An 18722-nucleotide genomic window follows, 5' to 3' on the forward strand; every position below is an offset into this window, starting at 1 on the left:
TGGTGCCACGGAGCAATCATGTCGGCAAGGTCCGGCCAGCGGCGTAGCAACTCGGCGCGGAACGCCAGAACGCGCTCATCCGCTACCAGAGCGTGCGGGTGCGCGAGGGCCGCGTAGTGGCCTCAGTGGGTGACCGTGATGGGGTCGAGACTGTCAGTCGTCGCTCTTATGATCACGGCCATGCCGACTGCGTTCACCACCTTGTGGACCCATGACGTCTGCCGGGAGCTACGCCGCCACCGAGTCGGCGAGCGGCCCTCTGTGGCGTTCAGCGGAGTACACCAGTCTCTTCCCAGTTGGACCAGCGTCGGTGTCGGCGACGACGTCTTCGCGCTGCATGTCAATCGATGCGTGGTCTACCTGGTGAGCCGCCTGCGCGTCGTCGACAAGCAGCGGCGCGACTGTTGCGGCGCCGCCGCCACCACATGGCGTGACCCGTCCTATCCGGGTCACCACGCCTGGGCGATGCTCGGCGCCAATGGATGTGGGGCAAGCCCGATACACGTCGAAGCCACACCGATCCGCTTCGACGTCGCCGTCCCCGGCGACCTGCTCAGCACGCTCACCTGGCGCAACCGACGCGGAGACCAGCGCACCCTCAAGTACGTCGTCAACGGCCGTCTCGAACGCTCCGTCAGCCTCCAGGGTGTCTACCGTCTGACCGACGAATCCGCCGCCCAATTGGGTGCCCTGCTCGATGGGTCGCCGCCGCCGAGCGAGCGGGCGGAGGCCGATCACGCGCCTCACGGCAACCACTGAGCCAGCGTCGATACAACCGCAGCTCCGCACGTTCGACAACCAGCAACTGGGCCGACGCCACCTTTGGTGACGATCGCTACGCCAGATTCGTGCGCTCGATCTTCGTGGGGTGCGCGGTCAGACCTCGGTCGCTCTTCGGGCCGGACCGGTCACGGAACCCGGGCCGAGGGACTCCACGAGCGAGCGTGGTTGGTGAGGCGCCGCGACATGGAGCACCTGAGTGGCGCGGGTGGCTGATCTGAGCCGCTGTGACCCTTTTCCGGGACACCTATTGGGCGACGCATAGTACCGGCCGTACTATGTGCCACATGGTAGTGAAAAGCGAGGCCGGCGAGTCGGCCGACCGGCAGGCCCAGCTCCTGCGCGGCTGCTTGGACATGTGCCTGCTCGCGCTACTTGCCGCCGAGCCTGCGCACGGCTACCAACTCGTCCGCCGACTCGACACCGCCGGATTCGGAACGGTCAGCTACGGCACCGTCTACCCGTTGATCACCCGACTGCACCGCTTGGGACTCGTGGCCAACGCGATGCAGCCCAGCCCCAACGGCCCACCCCGCAAGGTCTACCGGCTCACCGAAAGCGGCCATCACCGACTGAACGTCTGGCGCGAGCAATGGACCCAGTTCGCCAGCGTCGTGAACGAAACCCTCACCGTCCGTCCACCGAATCCGGGAGATGACCATGAGCACGTCGACGCCAGCCGTTGACCACCTCCTCGCCGCCGCCGACCGAGAATGGCGCGCCCTCGGCATCCACCGTCATGACCGGGCCACCCTCGCTGCCGACCTGCGAAGCGAACTCGACGCCGCAACTGCCGACGGGATCGATCCTGCGACACTTCTCGGCACTGACCCCACCGAGTTCGCCCTGAGGATCGCCGAGGAAGCCGGCGTACAGCGGATCCCACCGCGCTACGGCCACGTGCTTGCCGTAGCGAGCGCGGGCGCAGTGCTCGCCCTCATCGCGGGATACATCCTGGTCATCGGCCTGCACCAGGCATTCGTGGCAGCATTCGACCTGCCGCGAGACGTACGCGTACCGGTGTGGCTTGCCGCTGGTGTCTTCTACGGCGCCGTCGCGGCGGTCGTCGTCGCCGGCGCCGTCCTCGCCGTGCGCATCACCCTGCGCGACATACCCCGCATCCGACACACCGCTACGCGAATGACACTGCTGCTGCCACCCACGATCGCCGCCGCCATCGCTGCCGCAGCCGCATTCGGCTGGGCGCTCGACTTCCCGCTCACCTCACTGGCAATCGGGACCGAAGCGACGATCGTCCTCGCCGCCTTCCTCGCCGCAACGGCGCTGGCCCGCCGCTGGTCCGTGACCGCGGCAGGCTAAGCCAGCCGATGTGACGCATCATCAGCGCCGTCGGCCGTTGGGCGAAGGACCACGAGACATGCCTCATGCCCGCGCCCATCACGAAGCCGAAAACGATGCTGCCGATAAGGGCATCCGCGTCTCGGCCGCGCAACCAGCGGCCGACACCAAAGTCACCTCCAGCGACGAGCGCTCGGCGGCTCCATCCGGACGACCACGCCGCGGCGGATCCGTTAGCCTGACTGCGGTGGTCCACCACCGACTGCGCTTCCACGTGACAGACCACGTGAATCATCGCGGAGAGACCTGAGCAGCTCAGGACATGTCCGGGTGGGGTGCGGCGCACTGTCGCGCCGACTTCAAACCGCCGGTGCCCGACATCGGTAGACGAAAGGACATGACATGTCGTCGAAGGACGAGAAGAACCTGACGCAGGTCGCCAACAAGATCTCGAAGATGGACGAGCCGACCCGTTCGACGATGCAGCGGGTGCACGACATCATCATGGCCGCGGCCCCAACCCTGAAGCCGCGCATCTGGTACGGCATGCCCGCCTACGCGAGGTCGGCGAGCACACCCGCGCTCGTCACGCTGCGCATGGACGAACGATTGAACCTCGCGATCACCGAGAAGGCAGCCTTCCGCGCGGCAGGCGGCGCGGACGGGGGGCTGATGCCGGCCGCGTGGTACTTCGAAACGGTGGATGCCGTCACTGAGAGGCGCATCACCGAGATCGTCCGCTCCGTGGTCGACTGATCGTCTGCTCCCCCGTCCCGGGATGAGGGTGGACCGCACCTCGTCACGGGGCGGGCCGAGGCAACGGCATGTGCGCTTACCTTGGCACGATCGGACGCAAGGCATCCACGATCGTCGTCACGCTGGGTAGCGCCCGATCCGCGGCAGATCCGGATGGGTCAGCCGGTGGCTGTCACTGCGGCTTGTAGGTGCTTGCGGGTGTCCTCGTCGAATGCGACGAGTCTTGCACGTTGGACGTTTGTCGAGGTGGACCTGATCGTTGCTACGGCGATCCGGGCGGCCTGGTCGGCGGGGAAGCCGTACACGCCGGTGGCGATTGCCGGGAAGGCGACGCTGCGGGCGCCGAGTTCGTCGGCGACCTGCAGGCTCCTGCGGTAGCAGGAGGCCAGAAGGTCGGCCTCACCGTGACCGCCGCCTTCCCAGATCGGCCCGACAGCATGGATGATGTGCCGCACCGGCGGGTCGAGGTCGAACGCCGGGGTAGCCATCGCGTCTCCCGGCTCGCAGGGGCCGATCGCACCGCCAGCCTGCGCCAGGCGAGGCCCAGCAGCGCGGTGAACCGCGCCGTCCACACCGCCGCCACCGAGCAGCGACTCGTTCGCGGCCGTGACGATAGCGTCCACGTGCTCCCGCGTGATGTCACCCATCACAATCTCGATCACGACCACAGCAGGATCCTGGCACACCGGACGACGGCACGCCGGCCCACCGTCGCCAACCGGGCAGCCACTTCATCCGGCCAGATCGAAAGCTCCCGCCACACGATCGGCGCCAGATCCAGGCGTTGCGTGTGCGGTGCGACCTAGCCTGTGTGTATGCGACGCTTCCACGATGAGGACCTCACCGGCGCTGAATTCCGCGAGTGCGACCTGAGTAGAGCGCGGATGGTCGGCGTGGTCATGCAGGACGCCGAGATCGACGGCCTGGTCACCAATCTTGTGGTAAACGGGGTCGAAGTGATGTCGTACGTCGAGGCGGAACTCGACCGTCGTCACCCGGTACGGCTGCTGATCCGCTCCGATCAGCCGGACGACCTGCGAGATGCCTGGCAGCAACTGGGCGCCGATTGGGCGAGGACTACCGAGCGGGTTCGGTTCATGTCCGAGGACAGCGAACATCGCGGCGTCGACGGCGAGTGGTCGATGGTCGACACCCTGCGCCACCTTGTCTTCGTGCACGACTCTTGGTTCCGACGCTGCGTGCTCGGGCTCACCGAGCCGTTCACGGCCATGGGACTGGGTCCACCGTTGGTCATGGACCAAGAGGACGGGCTCGACCCGTCCGCCCGACCGAGCCTCGACGAGGTGCTCGCCGTACGAGTCCGGCAGGCTTCAGAGATCGAGACATGGCTGGCCGAGGTCACGCCTGCTCAGCTCGCGAAGACCGCGCCGGTCCCGGACGACGACAGATGGCCCCCGTACGCCAAGGGGCGGACAGTGCGGCAATGCCTCGGCACCGTGCTCAACGAGGAATGGGAACACCACCGGTTCTGCAAGCGTGACCTGGACAAACTGTCGCACCAGGGTCTTCACCGGGTTGATGATTGAACCCTGAGCTTGCCGCTTACCTCCCGGGAGATGCGGTGTCGCTGCGGCCAAGACCGCTACGCCCCCAAGGGTGACCACAGCGGGTGTCGGAGGGAGAGCCCGGTGGGGTAGAGACGAGGCCTAGCGCCAATGCCGCTCAGTTAGGGAGACGGGGCGTCTGTCAAGAGCGTGTCGATAGACGAGGGCGGCGGGGTCTCGGTATAGAGGTTTGTCACTCCAAGACAGCCTCTGGACCGGGAGCCCCGCCGTTGGAACAGTGTGCCATTGCTCGGACCGCCACGGTGGCAGCCGGCCGGTTCGCGCCAGGTCATCTGGGTGAGTTGACGCAGCAGGTGCCCTTCGAGATGGTCGATGCCGTCCTGGCGCAGACGCGGGCGGTGCAGGCGCGGGTGCGGGATCTGCCGTCGCGGGTGGTGGTGTATCTGCTGCTCGCGGCGGGGTTGTTCACCGAGTTGGGTTATCGGCAGGTGTGGGCTCGGCTGGTTGCTGGTCTGGACGGGTTGCCGGTGGCGATGCCGACTTCCTCAGCCCTGTCTCAGGCTCGCCGTCGGGTTGGGGACAAACCTTTGGCAGCGTTGTTCCGGCTGGTGGCAGGTCCGCCTGCCGGGGCTGGGCGATGGCGAGGTCTGCTGGTGTGTGCAATCGACGGCACCAGCATGTTCGTGCCCGACAGCACGGCGAACCTCGCGGTCTATCCTCGTCAGGCCGGAACTCACGGCGGCTCGGGCTATCCGATGCTGCGGCTGGTCGCGGTCGTCGTGTGCGGCACGCGGACCCTCATCGATGCGGTGTTCACTCCCATCAGCACCGGCGAGTTGAGCTGCGCCGCTCGTCTGCTGGGCTGTCTGCACCCGGGCATGCTGCTGCTGGCCGATCGGGGCTTCGCTGCCCGCACGATGATCGAGCAGTTCGCCGGCACCGGCGCTGACCTACTCATCCGTGACAAGGACGACCGGCGGCTACCCGTCATCCGCCGCCATCACGACGGTTCCTGGCTGTCGGTCATCGGCACGATGAGCGTCCGGGTCGTCGACGCCGAGATCGTCGTGAGCATGAACGGCAAACGCCACATCGGCCGGTACCGGCTGATCACCACCCTCACCGACCAGCGCCGTTTCCCGGCCATGGACCTGGTCACCCTCTACCACCACCGCTGGGAGATCGAAACGGCATACCTGGAGTTGAAGTCCACCCTGCTGGGCGGACGGGTCCTGCGAGCCCGAACCCCGAACGGGATCAGTCAAGAGGTCCACGCCCTGCTCACCACCTACCAAGCGGTCCGGCTGGCGATGGCTGACGCCACCGCCAGCCGGCCCACGACCAACCCCGACCGGGCCAGCTTCACCATCGCCGTCCACGCCGCCCGAGACCAGATCACCCACGCCGCCGGTGTCATCGCCGACACCGTCATCGACCTCGTCGGAGCCATCGGCCGCGCCGTCCTGGCCGACCTGCTCCCCCCACGCCGCACCCGAATCAGCCCCCGCGTGGTCAAACGCGCGATCTCCAAACACCGCGCCAAAGGCACCATCGACCGCACCACCTACCACGCCACATTCAAGATCAACATCCTCGACGCGGCAGCATTGACAACCAACCCACCGCCCTAACTGAGCGGCGTTGGGCCTAGCGCGCGTTCTCAGCAGCCAGAAGCGGATGCGTGCAAGGCCCTGAAGTGCTTCCGCACACGTACGGCAGGATGGGCCTCGTGGGGATCACCGACCCGTGCGTGACCATCGCGGAAGCAACCTTCGTGGCACGGTTCTTTATCGATCCTCACGAGGACACCGTGCGGTGTGTAGCCAATGTCGATGTCGTCGTCGATCTTCCTGACGGCTCCAGGTGGGCGTTGACCACCTTCACCGTCGAGGAGTTCCGCCGCCTGCTTGCGAAATGGGTGGAGACCGGGGAGGTTGCGAACGGCAGCTACTTCTGGGCCGCTGACCAGCTGATCGTTCCAGAGCCAGGCCTACGAGCCATGACCACAGCGATCCGAGAACTGGTCCGCAGCGGGGAGATCACAAGCGTCGGCCTCCGATGCGAGGACTCGGACTGAAGTGGTCAGGGCGTGCCCGCTAGTGCCTTGACCACGAAGGTTCGCGGTGTTGGGTCAGGCTGCGAGGGCGGCGGGTTGGCCCCAGCGTTGTTGGCGTTCGCTGCGGATGCGGGCTCGTTCGCGGCGTTGGGCGGCCAGGACGTCGGGGTGGCGGGCGTTGGCGTTGCGCCAGCGCAGGTAGGTCTGCAGCTTTCGAGTCAGCGCCGGGTGGTTCGGGTGGTTGGAGCCGGCGATGACGAAGGTGCGTAGCGGCCCGAACTGGGCTTCGATCGGGTTGGCCCAGGAGGCGTAGGTCGGGGTGAAGCAGAGCTCGACCTTGTTGCGGGCCGCCCATGCCCGGATCTTGCGGCCTTTGTGCGCGGACAGGTTGTCCAGGATGACGTAGATCGGTGCCCCGTCCGGGCGGGCGGCGCGGATCGACGTGAGTGCGGCCAGGGTGTTCGCGGCGCTCTTGCGGCGCCGGACGACACCCCAGAGCTGGTCGTCGCCGACGGAGTAGCAGCCGTGGAACTGCCGGACGCCGTGCAGCTTGTGGTAGTTCGCGGGCAGCCGGTGCGGATGGCCTGCGGGTGCCCACCCGGCGCCGGGCTGGGGGCGGATCACGAGGGGTCCGAACTCGTCGAAGGCGAACACCCGTTGTGGGAAGTGGGTGCTGACGTACTCGATCCGGGCGAGTTTGGCATCGCGCTGCGGGTCGGTGGACTCCTTCCACGTCTTGGTCCGCTGGAAGGTGATCCGGTGCCGGTGCAGGATCTGCCGCAACCGTTCCCGCCCGATCCGGACCCGGCGGGTGGCATGCAGGCGCAGGTGGTCGGCGAGCTTGCGGATGCTCCACCGGGTGAACGGCCGCCCCAGCTTCTCGGGGCGGGTGTTGGCCGTCTCGACGATGAACTGCTCTTCGTCGCTACTGATGTGGCGGGGACGGCCACCCGCCCACTGAGGGTCCAGGCTGGCCATCCCCATCTCGTTGAACCGGTGAATGACCTGCCGGATCGTGTCCTCATCGGCTTGGACCAAGCGGGCGATCGCCGGCACCGTGTTCCCACCGGCCGAGGCGAGCACGACCATCGCCCGCCGTAGTCGGATCGGAGAACCGGTTCCCCGGCGGGTGATTCTGAGCAGCTGCTGACCTTCCTGGTCACTCAGCCGCCGCACGCGTACAAGATCTGCCACCGCCACAGCCTGACCCGCACAACGCCGCCCGCCCGACAGGCCGCGCGGCGTGTCAACCAACACCGTGAACGTTCGTGGTCACGGCACTAGGGATGGGCTCAGGATGGGTGTCATCGCACGCATGGCGGCAGATCCGGATGCCGGTTCGGCGGCGGTCGGTGGCTCCTGTCCGGGTCAGGAGCAGTCAAATCGGTGGGCGTGGGGACGCTGTGGGCATGATGTGCAGACGAAGATGTAGACGCCGCCGGCGTCGCCGAGCATCAATCCTGCCGGGTTCTGAAGTGACCGCCACGGATGGTCGTCCGGACTGTCGAAGCCCCAGCCGATCATTGCGGGCCAGCGCGATCCACCGCCGCTCGTCGCCGCGGCTGAACTCCCAGCTGGCGATGGTGAGCAGGTGCCACGCTTCGGTGTCCTCGTGGGGCGGGGGCATCGCCGTCAGTCGGGGTCCGATCGCTGATCGTCGCCGCCAGTGCAAGCGTGGCAGTGGAGCACTCCACGGGTCGTGGTCGAACGGGCACCACAGCACCTGCAGCACGTCCGAGCCCTCCGGGAACGGCAGCTCGGGCACATCGTCGGCAAGTAGTTGCAGGACCGGCACGAGTGGCACCTCAGCCTCGGCGGGGTGATCGTCCAGACCGTCACCGTCACCGTCACAGGTCGGCCAGGGCTCGTTCGCCGGCCACAGCAGCGGCCCGCCCACGGAGCTCTGCTCGACCGACGGCGAGCCCTTACGTGCATGCAGCCGAATGGTCGTTCGCGCGAACCCACGCAACTGCGGGAAGACCGCGTCCATGTCGATCGGAGGCAGCGGGGTGGTATGCACGGCCGAGATCGTACGGGCAAGCAGCCTCCCGTCTCCCCGAACGCCTCGCCGGCAGGCGTGATCGGCGGATGCCAGACGAGGTTGTCGCCCGCGTAGGCACCGGGCCGGTGCGGTAACGACGGTTGGCTGTCCGGCATCCTGAGGTGGTGACAGATCCGGAGCTGTTCCTGAGGTTCGCACACGGGCGCCGCGATGGGCTGCACTGCTACGTGGCCCGTGCCGACGAGGCGGATATGCCTGGCCCGATGTGGCCGGGGCTGTGGGAGCAGGATTATTCAGACGATGTGGATCTGAATCCGTGGTGTCGGTACGCGATCAACAACGACGACGGTGAGGCCCTGGCGGTGTGGCGGGCGCTGGCCTGGGAGCTGACCGCGGGCCGGAGCCGGTCCGCCGTTCCCGCCTACTACCGCGACGAGGCAGCTCAGCTGCGGGGCATGAACCGTGAGGCGGTGCAGTTGGTCCGCTGGGAGTACGAGGTCGACGTCGAGCAGGCCGACTGGCTCACCGCGGATATCGGGTTTGTCCCGGCTCGCGCCTGCGTGCCGCTACGGCCGATGCTGGACCCGTGGCAACGAGAACACGCCGGCTTCGCCGGTCTGTTCAACGTGACCAGCTTCCGGCACCTCACCGACCTTGCTCTGGCCGTCGCCGGCGACGCCACCTCGGAGATCACGCTGTTCGCGCTCCACGATCCAGGCCGGGCCAACGTGCTGGCCGCTACGTTGAATCAGGCGCACCGCCCGGACCTGACCAAGATTTCGGCAGTCGCGGGACGATGCTTCCGGCCCGGTGCGTGATTCTGCCGTGAGGTCGCCGGTGGTTGGCCGTATGGCGTATCGGGCGGCGCTACTGACTGTCGTACCCCTGTGCGAGGCTTTGGCGCATGGCGACCTTCGTTCTGATCCACGGCGGTGGCGGCAGTTCCTGGGACTGGCATCTGCTGGCCCCTGAGCTGGCCGGACGGGGCCACGACGTGGTGGTGCCGGCGTTGCCGATCGAGGACAGGGCGGCAGGCTTCGCCGAGTTCTGTGACACGGTCGTCAATGCCGTCGGCGATCGCAGCGACCTCGTGGTCGTCGGACACTCGTATGGTGCGTTCACGGCGCCGCTGGTCGCTGACAAGCTGCCTGTGCGGCTCATTGTCCTGCTCACTCCCATGATCCCGAAACCGGGTGAGAGTCCCGGCGACTGGTGGGGCAACACCGGTCACCGCAGCGGGGAGGGGCTCAGTGAGGAGGAACAGTTCTACAACGGCGTGCCGGCCGAGATCGTCGCGGAGGCTTCTGCGCATGACCGCGACCAGGTCAGCGCAGAATGGAACGAGCCGTGGCCCCTGGATGCGTGGCCGGACGTGCCGACGAGGGTGCTCATCGCCCGCGAAGACCGGTTCTTCCCGCCCGAGTTCCAGCGCCGCGTTGCGGCCGACCGCCTCGATGCCGTACCGGATGAAATCGACGGTGGTCACGCGGTGGCGCTCAGCCATCCGAAGCAACTCGCCGACCAGCTGACCGCATACCTGCCGCGCTGAAGACGCTGCGCCCGGTGCGGTCACTGCATCGACACTGTGGTGAAGGCTCGAGTTGCGCTGTACGGCGAACCTTGCTCGGATTGATCGACACAACCTCGTTCCATCACGAGGAGAGGGCGATAGTGCGTAGGTTGCTGTTCTTTCTGGCCTGCGTGGCGGCGGGCGTCGGCCTTCTGATCCTGTTCAGTGCCGGTGAGGGCGCCGGCTTGTGGCTCGGCATAACAGCCGGCGGCTTTCTGATGCTGGGCGGAGCCATCGGCGGCCGATGGGGTCGCGGGCAGGTGGCCAAGGGCGTGCAGGCCCCCCGCCTGACCACGACGGGTCTGATGGTCTTGGGGCTGTGCGCATTGGCGGGCATCATGCTCGTCTGGCGGCCCTCTGTAGGAGCCGGTTTGCCGATGGTCCCCTTCTTGCTCTGCATGGCGATCGCGGCGCTTTTGATGGTGCCCGTCGGTCTGATGGGTGACAACGCAGACAGGCGGCGCGACTGATGCGCTCAACTCGGCAAAAGCCGTGTCTCCGCAGCGCGGACGGCGGCTAGTACTCCAGCCGCACCTGATGAAGTTGGAGTCTTCGCTGGTAGTGGGCTGTTCTGGCGCGGTATTGGTGTCGTCGTCGCCATCGTGACCATCGATGGATGTGGTCGAAGGGTCGGGTGGTGGTGATCAGGTGTGCCAGGAGACGGCGGACCTCGCCGAGGGTGAGAGGAATGAGGCCGTCATCGGATCCGCTGCCCCCTTTTGGCCTGTGCGGCGATGACGGCGAGGTAGGCGTGGGCGCACAGAACGCGGATTGCGTTGCACTTCACCCCTCGTCTGTGGGTACATCCTTTCCTCATCTGTTGAATCGGTCGGCGATCGCTGTCAGCCGCCGGGTGTGGGCCGGCCAGTCGGTGGCGTCGGGGATGTTGCTGTGGCGCGGCAGTAGGCCAACGGAGCCGTCCAGTTGCTCGCGGATGATGTCGGCGTGGCCGGCGTGGCGCTGCAGGTCGACGGTCTTGTGCACCATGATCTCGTGGAGCGTGACCGCCTTGCCGCCCCAGTGAGCAACGTGCCCGATCGTATCCAGCGGCAGGGTGGCGATGGTCTCGTCGGCGAATGCCTGCACGCGACGGTAGAGGTCGATGATCCCCGCTGCAGTCTCGGTTTCGGTGGCGTACCAGCCGGCCAGCGGGTCGGGGTCATCAGGGGACACGAGTTCATCCGGTGTGGGCCATTCACGGCCGAACGTAGGGCCGAAGTAAATCGCCTCAGTGTTCAAGGCGTGCTTGACAAGGCCCAGCAGGTTCGTGCCGGCCGGCGTAAGAGGCAACCGCTGGTCCCGCTCGGAGACGCCCTCCAGCTTCCAAAGCAGCGCATCCCGCGCCCCTTGGAGGTAGTCCTTCAGCACGTCTTTGGGCGCGGCGACCATACAGCGATCCTGCCACGCCCGTGGCGAGCAGCCCGTCGTCGGCAGGAACGAAGCCCGGCCGCGCAGCGAGACGGCAGGTAGCGCGCCCGCTCGGCGGCATCCGCGGGCACCGGTTCAATCGGCTGCCGAGCCCCACCTCGCGGTGATGGTGAGGATGCGAGCGGTGACCGCGTCCGGGTCAACGAGTTGATGGAGGTGGCCGCCGGGAACCTCCGCGACGCGCCAACCCCGTGTCCGTGACTCCTGCGCCATGCGGTCGTACGGCGGCCCGAACAACAGGTACCCGCATGGTCGATCATCCCAGCCTGCGGGCACCGGGAACTGCTGCTCGTAGTAGCTCAACGGCAGCCGGGGCTGCTCTGCCGAGACCATCGACCTGGTCCGAGGATCGGGCAACAGCGACGCGACGGCTTCCTCCTCCCACCATGTCGTCCACTGCGGCAACCGACCTTCCGTCGCCACCGAACGCAGATAGGCCAGCCGCTCGGGTGACGCGGCAGGCGTCGGCCCGGAACGCGAGGGCAGGCTGGCATCGACGAACAAGCAGCCAACGACCGGACGCCCGGCCGCCGGTACGACAGCCGGAACCACAAGACCGGCATTGCTGTGGGCAACCAGCACGATCGGCTGGCCGTCCGGCAGCTGGGAGACGCTGTCGCTGACAGCGGCGGCGACCCCCGGCCAGAACGGCGGCTCGCCGACTGCGGCCACGTGGACCAACGACGGCACCACCGCAGCCGCGTCCAGGGCCCTCAGCCTGGCCGCTACGGGAGCCCAGGTCACAGGACCCAACAACAAGCTGTGCAGCAATACGAGCGCGGGCTTCACCCGCCCACCATCCACGACGGCGCCTGGCGGCCGCCACCCCAGCCGCAGGACGGTAGCGAACAAGCGGCCTGCCCCGTAAGCCCGGATCGCGGCAGATCCGTGCATGGCGGAGTGGTCCCATTGATCCGCTCTTTCGGGCCCGCCTGCCCTTCCCCTCGTAGCGTGGAGGCCAGAGCTTGAGGGATAGAGGTTCATGGCTGAGACGAGACGCCAGTTCGATCCGGAATTCCGCGCGGGCGCGGTGCGCATCGTGCGGGAGACGGGTAAGTCGATCGCGCAGGTTGCTCGCGACCTGGGGGTCAACAGCGGGACTCTGGCTAACTGGGTGAAGAGGGACCGCGAGAGGCGCGGTGAGGCCGCTGCGGGGCAGTTGGCCGAGGACGAGCGGGCGGAGCTGGCACGGTTGCGGCGGGAGAACGCGGAGCTGGCGATGGAGCGTGATGTCCTCAAGCGATCCGTGGTCCTGTGGGTCAAGGAAGCGACGGGCTGGTGAGCGTGGCCGGGTTCATCGCTTCCCAGAGGACCGAGCATTGCGTGCCGCACGCGGTGGCCTGTCGGGCCCTGGGGGTGTCCGAGTCCTGGTTCTACAAGTGGCGTGACCGGCGGCCAACGCGCCGCGATGACCGGCGTGTCCGGCTGGCGGACGCGGTCCAGAAGGTGTTCGACGACTCGGCCGGCACCTACGGCAGCCCGCGCATCCGCATCGAGCTGCGCGAGTCCGGTTGGCAGGTCTCCGACAACACGATCGCGCAGCTCATGGCCGAGCGGGGCTTGGCCGCCCGGGCCAGGCGTCGCCGGCGGAACCTGACTCGCCAGGGCACACGTCCGGCCGCGCCGGACCTGGTCAAGCGGGCGTTCACCGCGCCGGCGCCGGATGTCGCCTGGTGCGGCGACATGACCGAGATCCGCACCGACGAGGGCAAGCTCTACCTCGCCACCGTCATCGACCTGTACTCCCGTCGGATCCTCGGCTACGCGATGGGCGCCCACCACGACGCCGGGCTGGTCGTCGCCGCGCTGAACATGGCCGCCGTCACCCGCGGCGGCAACGTCGAAGGGGTGATCTTTCACAGCGACAGGGGCAGCGAATACTGCTCGGCCGACTTCGCCCGGGCCTGCGCCCGGTGGAAGGTGCGCCAGTCGATGGGCCGGGTCGGGTCGTGCTTCGACAACGCCGTCGCCGAGGCCACCTTCTCCACCATCAAGGTCGAGTACGTCCACCGCCGCCACTTCCGCACCCGCACCGAAGCCCGCCTGAAGATTGCCACCTGGATTACCGACTTCTATAACCGGCGCCGCCGGCACTCCGTCTGCGACTGGCGATCCCCCATCGACTACGAACGATCAGCGACCCGCGCACTGGAGCCGCAGGCCGCATAACGGAGCCCTCCACGATTCCAGGGGATTGACACGCCTGTTGCCGGAGACTGGTGGGGTGAGTAACGAGCAGCGAGGCGTGATCCTTTACGGCTATGGAGTTGACGCCGTGGCCGAAGCACTGCGGGAGCTCGATCAGCGGTATGTACCGGTCGATGCGGCTGCATCGGAGTCAGGGCAGGTGTTGGTCGTGTGTTGCCCTGACGGAGCGGAGGCAGATGCCGTGCGAGAGGCGGCACCGGGTATCGCCTGGCTGGTGGTTGAGCTGTACCGACCAGAGGATGAGGTACAGCACGCTCGTGATGTTCGGCTGTGGCTGAACACCTCTCAAGTCGAGCCCAAGTCGGCGGCGATGGCAATTGACCAGCCTGATCTCGTGACTTGGTACGAGGTCATCCATCCCATTCGCGTCGGCACGGTCGACGATGGCGCAGGTCGGGATGACTACAGCAACCTCACCTTCAACCTGCCGGATGGAAATCGGATGGTGGCGCACGCGGTCCAGGCGGGTCTAACAGCGCCGCCGTGTCTGCCACCAGGTGCCGAGATGGTGCTACCAACGGATGATCTCTGGGTGTTGTCCCAGTTCCCGTCGCTCGGAAAACTGATATGCCGGACTTGCGCAGCCCGGCACGCGTGATGCGGTCTCGGTCGACGCACAGCTCGGCCATGCTCGCTCATCGGCCCAATCGGACCCAGTCTGAGGATCCCGTGACGCAGAGCGACGACCGGTCCGCGGCTACTTATTTAATTGGATCTACGACCCGTGCCCGGCCAGGCTGGGTCGAGGTAGCTGGCGGGTTCGCTCTCTTCGCGGCTGTCCACTGGATCCGGGGGTGTGACTCTCATCTGGCATGCGCCCGCCGGCTACCGTCCGGGGAGTGGCCCAAGAGGGGTTTGTGCAGCTCAAAGTAGCTTTGCCCTCTCTGTCGACATCAATCGGTCTGACGGTGAGGGAGGAACCAGCACATGAGTCGCGTGATGATCGGGATGGATCCGCACAAGCGGTCGGCCACGATCGAAGCCATCGACGAGCGGGAAAAAGTCCTGACCCGGGGCCGTTTCGGCACCGACAGCGACGGCTACCGACAGATGCTGGCGGCCGGCCGCGCGTTCAGCGACCGGGTGTGGGCGGTCGAGGGCTGCAACGGTGTGGGCCGGCACATCGCCCAGCGGCTCATCGCCGACGGCGAGACGGTCCTCGACGTACCGGCCAAACTGTCCGCACGGGTGCGGGTCTTCGACACCGGCCAGGGCCGCAAGACCGACCCGGTCGACGCGCACAGCGTCGCAGTCGCCGGCCTGCGCAGCCGCGGCCTGCGCACCGTCACTCCCGACGACGTCACGGTCGTAATCCGGCTACTCGTTGAGCGCCGCGACGAACTCGGCCGGACCCGCACCGAGACCGTCAGCCGCATCCATCACCTGCTGCTCGAACTCATCCCAGGCGGAGCGAAGAAGTTCCTCACCCGTGGCCAGGCCAGCTACCTGCTGCGCACCGCGCCGCCACCGAACGGCATCGTCGCCCAGGCCCGCCACGATCTGGCCCGCGAACTCATCGAGGAACTGACCACGATCGACGCTAAGATCCGGGCGGCGGACAAGCAGCTGCGTCAACTCATCACCGCGCACGGCAGCACCCTGACCGACCTGCACGGCATCGGCCCGTCCGGGGCAGCCCGCCTGATCGGCGACATCGGCGACATCGGCCGGTTCCGCACCGCCGCGCACTTCGCATCCTGGAACGGCACCGCCCCGCTCGAGGCGTCCTCCGGCGACCAGCGCCGCCACCGGCTCTCCCGCGCCGGCAACCGACGCATCAACCGGGTCCTGCACATCATGGCCGTCGTCCAACTACGCCACGACACGCCCGGCCGCGCCTACTACCGGCGCCGCCTCGCCGAGGGCAAAACCACGATGGAATCTCTCCGCGCCCTCAAACGCCACCTGTCCGACGTTGTCTACAAGCGGATGCTGCACGACACCAGAACCAGCGGAGCTGGAGAAACGGGCCCGGGAGGACACTCGGGAGCGACTCTGCAATCCAGCGCGGACGGCCTGATCCCGACAGCCGCCTCTTCGGACAAGTCACAACCCGGACCCGCCACCAAACAGCCTAGAACAAAACCTGCCATGACCCCTTGACCTAGAGGGGAACCAGATCCGGACGTTTGATGAGGAGCCACGATCACGGAGTGATGTATTCCCTGCCTGGGTCGTCACGCAGTCTCTGACTCGCCGTGCCAGGATCGTCTCGTGCGCAACGAGGAACGGCTACGAACACGGACGCCCGAGTCCCGAGCCTTCGCGCAGCGCGTACAGCTCGTCATGAACCTGACCTCGCGCCTCAACGTGCTGCCGTTTGACGACCTCGACGCGCGCAGGACGGTACTGACCGAGATCTTCGGTAAACCGATCCCTGACTCGCTGTCCGTCCTGCCTCCGTTCTACTGCGACTACGGGCTTGGAGCATCGTTCGGAGAGCGCGTGTTCATTAACCAGGGATGCTTCTTTCTCGACTACGGGGGTATCACCATCGGCGACCGCGTCCTGATTGGTCCCCGAGTGACTCTGAGCACGGCCGGACATCCCGTCGAGCTCCACGAGCGGTACGACTTCATCAAGCACGCGCCCATCGTCATCGAGGATGATGTGTGGATCGGTGCCGCGGTCACGGTCACCCCTGGAGTGACAATCGGTCGGGGCTCGGTCGTCGGCGCGGGCGCCGTTGTCGCGAAGGACGTGCCGCCGCTGAGTGTGGTAACGGCAACAAGCGTTGTCGAGCGAAAGCGTCTCAAGCCAGCGTCTACCGCAACCTGAACCTGCGGCTCACCCACGCACATCGGCTACTTGACGGAAAGGCGATAGCTGGCGTCATCCGGTCCACCGGCCAGTGCAGGCAGCGATGAAACCCTGGCAGGCGGCGCGCTCGGGAGGCGGCAGATCAGTGTGCCGGTGACCAGGTGCAGAATCATGTGCTCATGGATGTAGAACAGATCGTGGGCTCGTTCGTGGTGGAGATCGGAGTTCGGCAGACATGGCCGTTCGTCGGGCTCTGCGACAACCGATCCGCACCCGCCCAGGAGACGCGCCTGTACATCGACGCTTCCTGGACCATCGAGGCAACCACCTCCACCAGCGGCGGCGTAGAGAACGACATTCGTTGGCTGACCACAGCCTCGGCACTCAACAACACAACGATCGACACCGCGTGGATCGACGAAGACGGCGGGCTGCACCTGACCACCGATTCCGGGCTTGCTCTGGCCGTATCAGGCGAGCCAGAGCCGTACACCACTGGCGAGCCCTGGCTTCTGAGCGGCTGGCGTCCGTTTGATCAGGCACACGTTATCGCGGCAGATCCGGGCTCTCCATCGACCGCCGGACGTCAAGGGATACTGCCTCGATGATGAGGTTCCGGTTCGAGCTGTACCCACTGGACGGGGTGTCGCCGTGGGGCAGTGACCAGCCGAGGCTCCACTGGTTCGGGCTCACCGAGGGCTGGTACTGGCTCGAAGCAGGCAGGCAGGAGCTGCTGCGCCGTACCCGGCAGGTTCACCCGCATCCCTACATCGACTACTACCTGGCCCGGCTCTGGGAAGACGTCATTGTCCTTACTCCCGAAGTGCTGGAGCCGATACCCGACGATCTACAGCCGTTCATCGCCTCCGACGCCGCGCAGTGGACGTGTGACCCGCTCGAGTTCGTGGCCGAACCGGATGAGGAACGGACTGACGACGGGAACGCGGACGTGCCCGACCATCCAGTCGTCACGGCCGCGATCTGGCACGGCGAGCACAACCTCGACTTTGGTTACCTGCGCAATCCTCCCAAGATCCGGTTCTGGCGTACCATGCGCGACGATCGCGACGAGATCACCATGGATTGGCGGCACGAGGACGATGGCGAGATCGGTTTCACCGCCGACCCCACAGTCCGGCTCAGCGTCCCGACCACCGCGTACCTTGAGGCCGTGCACACCCTCAACCGCGAGCTGATGGACACCATGGGACAGCGGATCGAGGAGCTGGAACACCGCCGTGGACTACCTGGCGTGGACCTTGACCTCATCCATCTGCGGCGGGAACACGAAGACCGCCGGCACTGGTTTGTCAAGAACCTTGACCGCTCCCCAAAGACCGACTGGAGCGTTGTTCGCCACGGTGCCCGCCTGCTGCTTGGTGACGTTCAACGGGCCGACGCCCGACGGGCTAAGCAATCCTGCGAGCACCTGACCGGGACAGCATCCGCTCATCGGCCACGTCCGTAAGGAACCCGGGCTGACTCGGCGGGACGCTGCGTAGCGCCCGGCTCGCGGCATGTGCGTGTACCGATCATGGTGGAGAACCCGTGGCTACACTCCACGATCATGCGCTCTGCCGAGATCCTCGACCAGTTCGACACCGCAGCCGCGGGCTTCACGTTTCCGGACCTGGGCCACGGCTACTACTACGCGGTCGATGCCCGGCTTCACGCCTACCGCGACGCGCAGCGATGGGCGCTCATCGTTGAAACGTTGGGATACTCGCCCAGGGCTGGCAACCTCATCGACGTCCTTCACGTCTTCGGCAACTGTCTGACCGAGGGCGAACCGGGTTACGTCAACGAGGACTTCCTCAGCCGGGTCGACAACTGGGACGAGATCGAGGACGTTGACCAGCCCGAGACCTATCAGGGAGCATCGATTGTGGTACGAGGCCGACGGATCGCAGTAGCCGCCGACCGGGGCGAGGATCTGGTCGACGTGCTTCGCCGGCTCGTGCCGGACCACCGGGATCTGCTCCTGGCCGACGAAGTCGAGCTGCGGCGGCGAATCCCGGCCGACATCCCAGAGATCATGCGGCTGGATCAGTGGCACCACCCCGACCTTCTCCAGGACACACCTCCCAGCCAGTCAATCACCTTCCGCCAGCTCGCCGACGTACTGACGACAGGAGACGTGAGCCGGTACGCTCCAGACACGCCACCCAACACGCACTGGTCCAACTGGCCAGAGTCCGGGAACCTGTAGCACGCCCGATCGCGTACCGGCAGCGGCTATGAGCGTGCATGCCGGGCTGATCACATCCGCTCATCGGCTACGAGCGGACGCTGACCGGGCGCGCGGTCTGCGGCAGAAGAGTGAGTCGGTCGGTCCGT

Annotated in this window: 23 protein-coding genes; 18 read left to right on the forward strand and 5 right to left on the reverse strand. The window is 66.8% G+C overall.

Annotated features, from left to right (window positions below; translation table 11 throughout):
• Window positions 1-180 precede the first annotated feature (180 nt).
• The 4 genes from O7605_RS29315 to O7605_RS29330 all read left to right on the forward strand — a co-directional run bounded on the left by O7605_RS29315 (window position 181) and on the right by O7605_RS29330 (window position 2835).
• Window positions 181-759, forward strand: coding sequence for a hypothetical protein (locus O7605_RS29315; protein WP_269742206.1), 579 nt, complete (start codon window positions 181-183; stop codon window positions 757-759).
• Window positions 760-1067: 308 nt separating this feature from the next.
• Window positions 1068-1466 (forward strand): PadR family transcriptional regulator, encoded by a 399-nt coding sequence (locus O7605_RS29320; RefSeq protein WP_269742207.1) that lies wholly within the window; start codon window positions 1068-1070, stop codon window positions 1464-1466.
• Window positions 1441-2100, forward strand: coding sequence for a hypothetical protein (locus O7605_RS29325; RefSeq protein WP_269742208.1), 660 nt, complete (start codon window positions 1441-1443; stop codon window positions 2098-2100). Before O7605_RS29320 ends, O7605_RS29325 begins: the two co-directional genes overlap by 26 nt.
• Window positions 2101-2481: 381 nt before the next feature.
• On the forward strand, window positions 2482-2835 hold the full coding sequence (locus O7605_RS29330) for a DUF1801 domain-containing protein (protein WP_269742209.1): 354 nt from the start codon (window positions 2482-2484) through the stop codon (window positions 2833-2835).
• A 158-nt stretch (window positions 2836-2993) separates the two neighbouring features.
• Here the strand turns inward: O7605_RS29330 and O7605_RS29335 are convergent, their stop codons facing one another.
• Window positions 2994-3503, reverse strand: a complete 510-nt coding sequence (locus O7605_RS29335) for an O-acetyl-ADP-ribose deacetylase (protein WP_269742210.1) — start codon at window positions 3501-3503, stop codon at window positions 2994-2996.
• Between the two features lie 147 nt (window positions 3504-3650).
• Between O7605_RS29335 and O7605_RS29340 the strand changes: the two genes are divergently transcribed.
• The 3 genes from O7605_RS29340 (at window position 3651) to O7605_RS29350 (ending at window position 6438) form a co-directional block, all read left to right on the forward strand.
• Window positions 3651-4382 carry a DinB family protein gene (locus O7605_RS29340; protein WP_269742211.1) on the forward strand — a complete coding sequence of 244 codons (732 nt, stop codon included), beginning with the start codon at window positions 3651-3653 and terminating at the stop codon, window positions 4380-4382.
• Window positions 4383-4663: 281 nt separating this feature from the next.
• On the forward strand, window positions 4664-5992 hold the full coding sequence (locus O7605_RS29345) for an IS4 family transposase (protein ID WP_269738909.1): 1329 nt from the start codon (window positions 4664-4666) through the stop codon (window positions 5990-5992).
• Between the two features lie 89 nt (window positions 5993-6081).
• Window positions 6082-6438: a hypothetical protein gene (locus O7605_RS29350; protein WP_443084014.1), complete on the forward strand. Its 357-nt coding sequence runs from the start codon at window positions 6082-6084 to the stop codon at window positions 6436-6438.
• A gap of 54 nt (window positions 6439-6492) precedes the next feature.
• On the opposite strand, the gene O7605_RS29355 is transcribed toward O7605_RS29350, so the two are convergent.
• The gene (locus O7605_RS29355; protein WP_269741614.1) at window positions 6493-7611 is read right to left on the reverse strand and encodes an IS630 family transposase; all 1119 of its coding nucleotides are present in this window, start codon (window positions 7609-7611) and stop codon (window positions 6493-6495) included.
• A 184-nt stretch (window positions 7612-7795) separates the two neighbouring features.
• On the reverse strand, window positions 7796-8437 hold the full coding sequence (locus O7605_RS29360) for a hypothetical protein (RefSeq protein WP_269742213.1): 642 nt from the start codon (window positions 8435-8437) through the stop codon (window positions 7796-7798).
• A gap of 146 nt (window positions 8438-8583) precedes the next feature.
• On the opposite strand from O7605_RS29360, the gene O7605_RS29365 reads away from it, so the two are divergent.
• The 3 genes from O7605_RS29365 (at window position 8584) to O7605_RS29375 (ending at window position 10459) form a co-directional block, all read left to right on the forward strand.
• Entirely contained in the window at window positions 8584-9237 is a 654-nt protein-coding gene (locus tag O7605_RS29365) for a hypothetical protein (RefSeq protein WP_269742214.1), read from the forward strand.
• Between the two features lie 86 nt (window positions 9238-9323).
• Complete coding sequence (locus O7605_RS29370) at window positions 9324-9968, forward strand: alpha/beta fold hydrolase (RefSeq protein WP_269742215.1); 645 nt, start codon at window positions 9324-9326, stop codon at window positions 9966-9968.
• A gap of 131 nt (window positions 9969-10099) precedes the next feature.
• Window positions 10100-10459, forward strand: coding sequence for a hypothetical protein (locus O7605_RS29375; RefSeq protein ID WP_269742216.1), 360 nt, complete (start codon window positions 10100-10102; stop codon window positions 10457-10459).
• Window positions 10460-10802: 343 nt separating this feature from the next.
• Here O7605_RS29375 and O7605_RS29380 read toward each other — a convergent pair whose 3' ends face one another.
• Both O7605_RS29380 and O7605_RS29385 read right to left on the reverse strand, forming a co-directional pair.
• Window positions 10803-11378: a DinB family protein gene (locus tag O7605_RS29380; RefSeq protein WP_269742217.1), complete on the reverse strand. Its 576-nt coding sequence runs from the start codon at window positions 11376-11378 to the stop codon at window positions 10803-10805.
• Between the two features lie 114 nt (window positions 11379-11492).
• Window positions 11493-12206 (reverse strand): alpha/beta hydrolase, encoded by a 714-nt coding sequence (locus O7605_RS29385; protein WP_269742218.1) that lies wholly within the window; start codon window positions 12204-12206, stop codon window positions 11493-11495.
• 193 nt (window positions 12207-12399) lie between these two features.
• Between O7605_RS29385 and O7605_RS29390 the strand changes: the two genes are divergently transcribed.
• From O7605_RS29390 to O7605_RS29425, 8 genes are all read left to right on the forward strand, one after another.
• A complete protein-coding gene (locus tag O7605_RS29390) occupies window positions 12400-12699 on the forward strand; it encodes a transposase (RefSeq protein ID WP_269742219.1) in 300 nt (99 codons plus the stop codon).
• A 2-nt stretch (window positions 12700-12701) separates the two neighbouring features.
• The gene (locus O7605_RS29395) at window positions 12702-13586 is read left to right on the forward strand and encodes an IS3 family transposase (RefSeq protein ID WP_269742778.1); all 885 of its coding nucleotides are present in this window, start codon (window positions 12702-12704) and stop codon (window positions 13584-13586) included.
• A 55-nt stretch (window positions 13587-13641) separates the two neighbouring features.
• The gene (locus O7605_RS29400; RefSeq protein ID WP_269742220.1) at window positions 13642-14223 is read left to right on the forward strand and encodes a hypothetical protein; all 582 of its coding nucleotides are present in this window, start codon (window positions 13642-13644) and stop codon (window positions 14221-14223) included.
• 329 nt (window positions 14224-14552) lie between these two features.
• Entirely contained in the window at window positions 14553-15728 is a 1176-nt protein-coding gene (locus O7605_RS29405; RefSeq protein WP_269742221.1) for an IS110 family transposase, read from the forward strand.
• Window positions 15729-15839: 111 nt separating this feature from the next.
• On the forward strand, window positions 15840-16403 hold the full coding sequence (locus O7605_RS29410; protein ID WP_269742222.1) for a sugar O-acetyltransferase: 564 nt from the start codon (window positions 15840-15842) through the stop codon (window positions 16401-16403).
• 161 nt (window positions 16404-16564) lie between these two features.
• Window positions 16565-16993 carry a hypothetical protein gene (locus O7605_RS29415; RefSeq protein WP_269742223.1) on the forward strand — a complete coding sequence of 143 codons (429 nt, stop codon included), beginning with the start codon at window positions 16565-16567 and terminating at the stop codon, window positions 16991-16993.
• Window positions 16990-17853, forward strand: a complete 864-nt coding sequence (locus O7605_RS29420; RefSeq protein ID WP_269742224.1) for a DUF5984 family protein — start codon at window positions 16990-16992, stop codon at window positions 17851-17853. The genes O7605_RS29415 and O7605_RS29420 overlap by 4 nt, the downstream gene beginning before the upstream one ends.
• Before the next feature lie 99 nt (window positions 17854-17952).
• Entirely contained in the window at window positions 17953-18594 is a 642-nt protein-coding gene (locus O7605_RS29425; protein ID WP_269742225.1) for a DUF7003 family protein, read from the forward strand.
• Window positions 18595-18722: the final 128 nt, after the last annotated feature.

The sequence above is a fragment of the Verrucosispora sp. WMMA2121 genome, from assembly GCF_027460185.1.
GTDB lineage: Bacteria > Actinomycetota > Actinomycetes > Mycobacteriales > Micromonosporaceae > Micromonospora > Micromonospora palythoicola.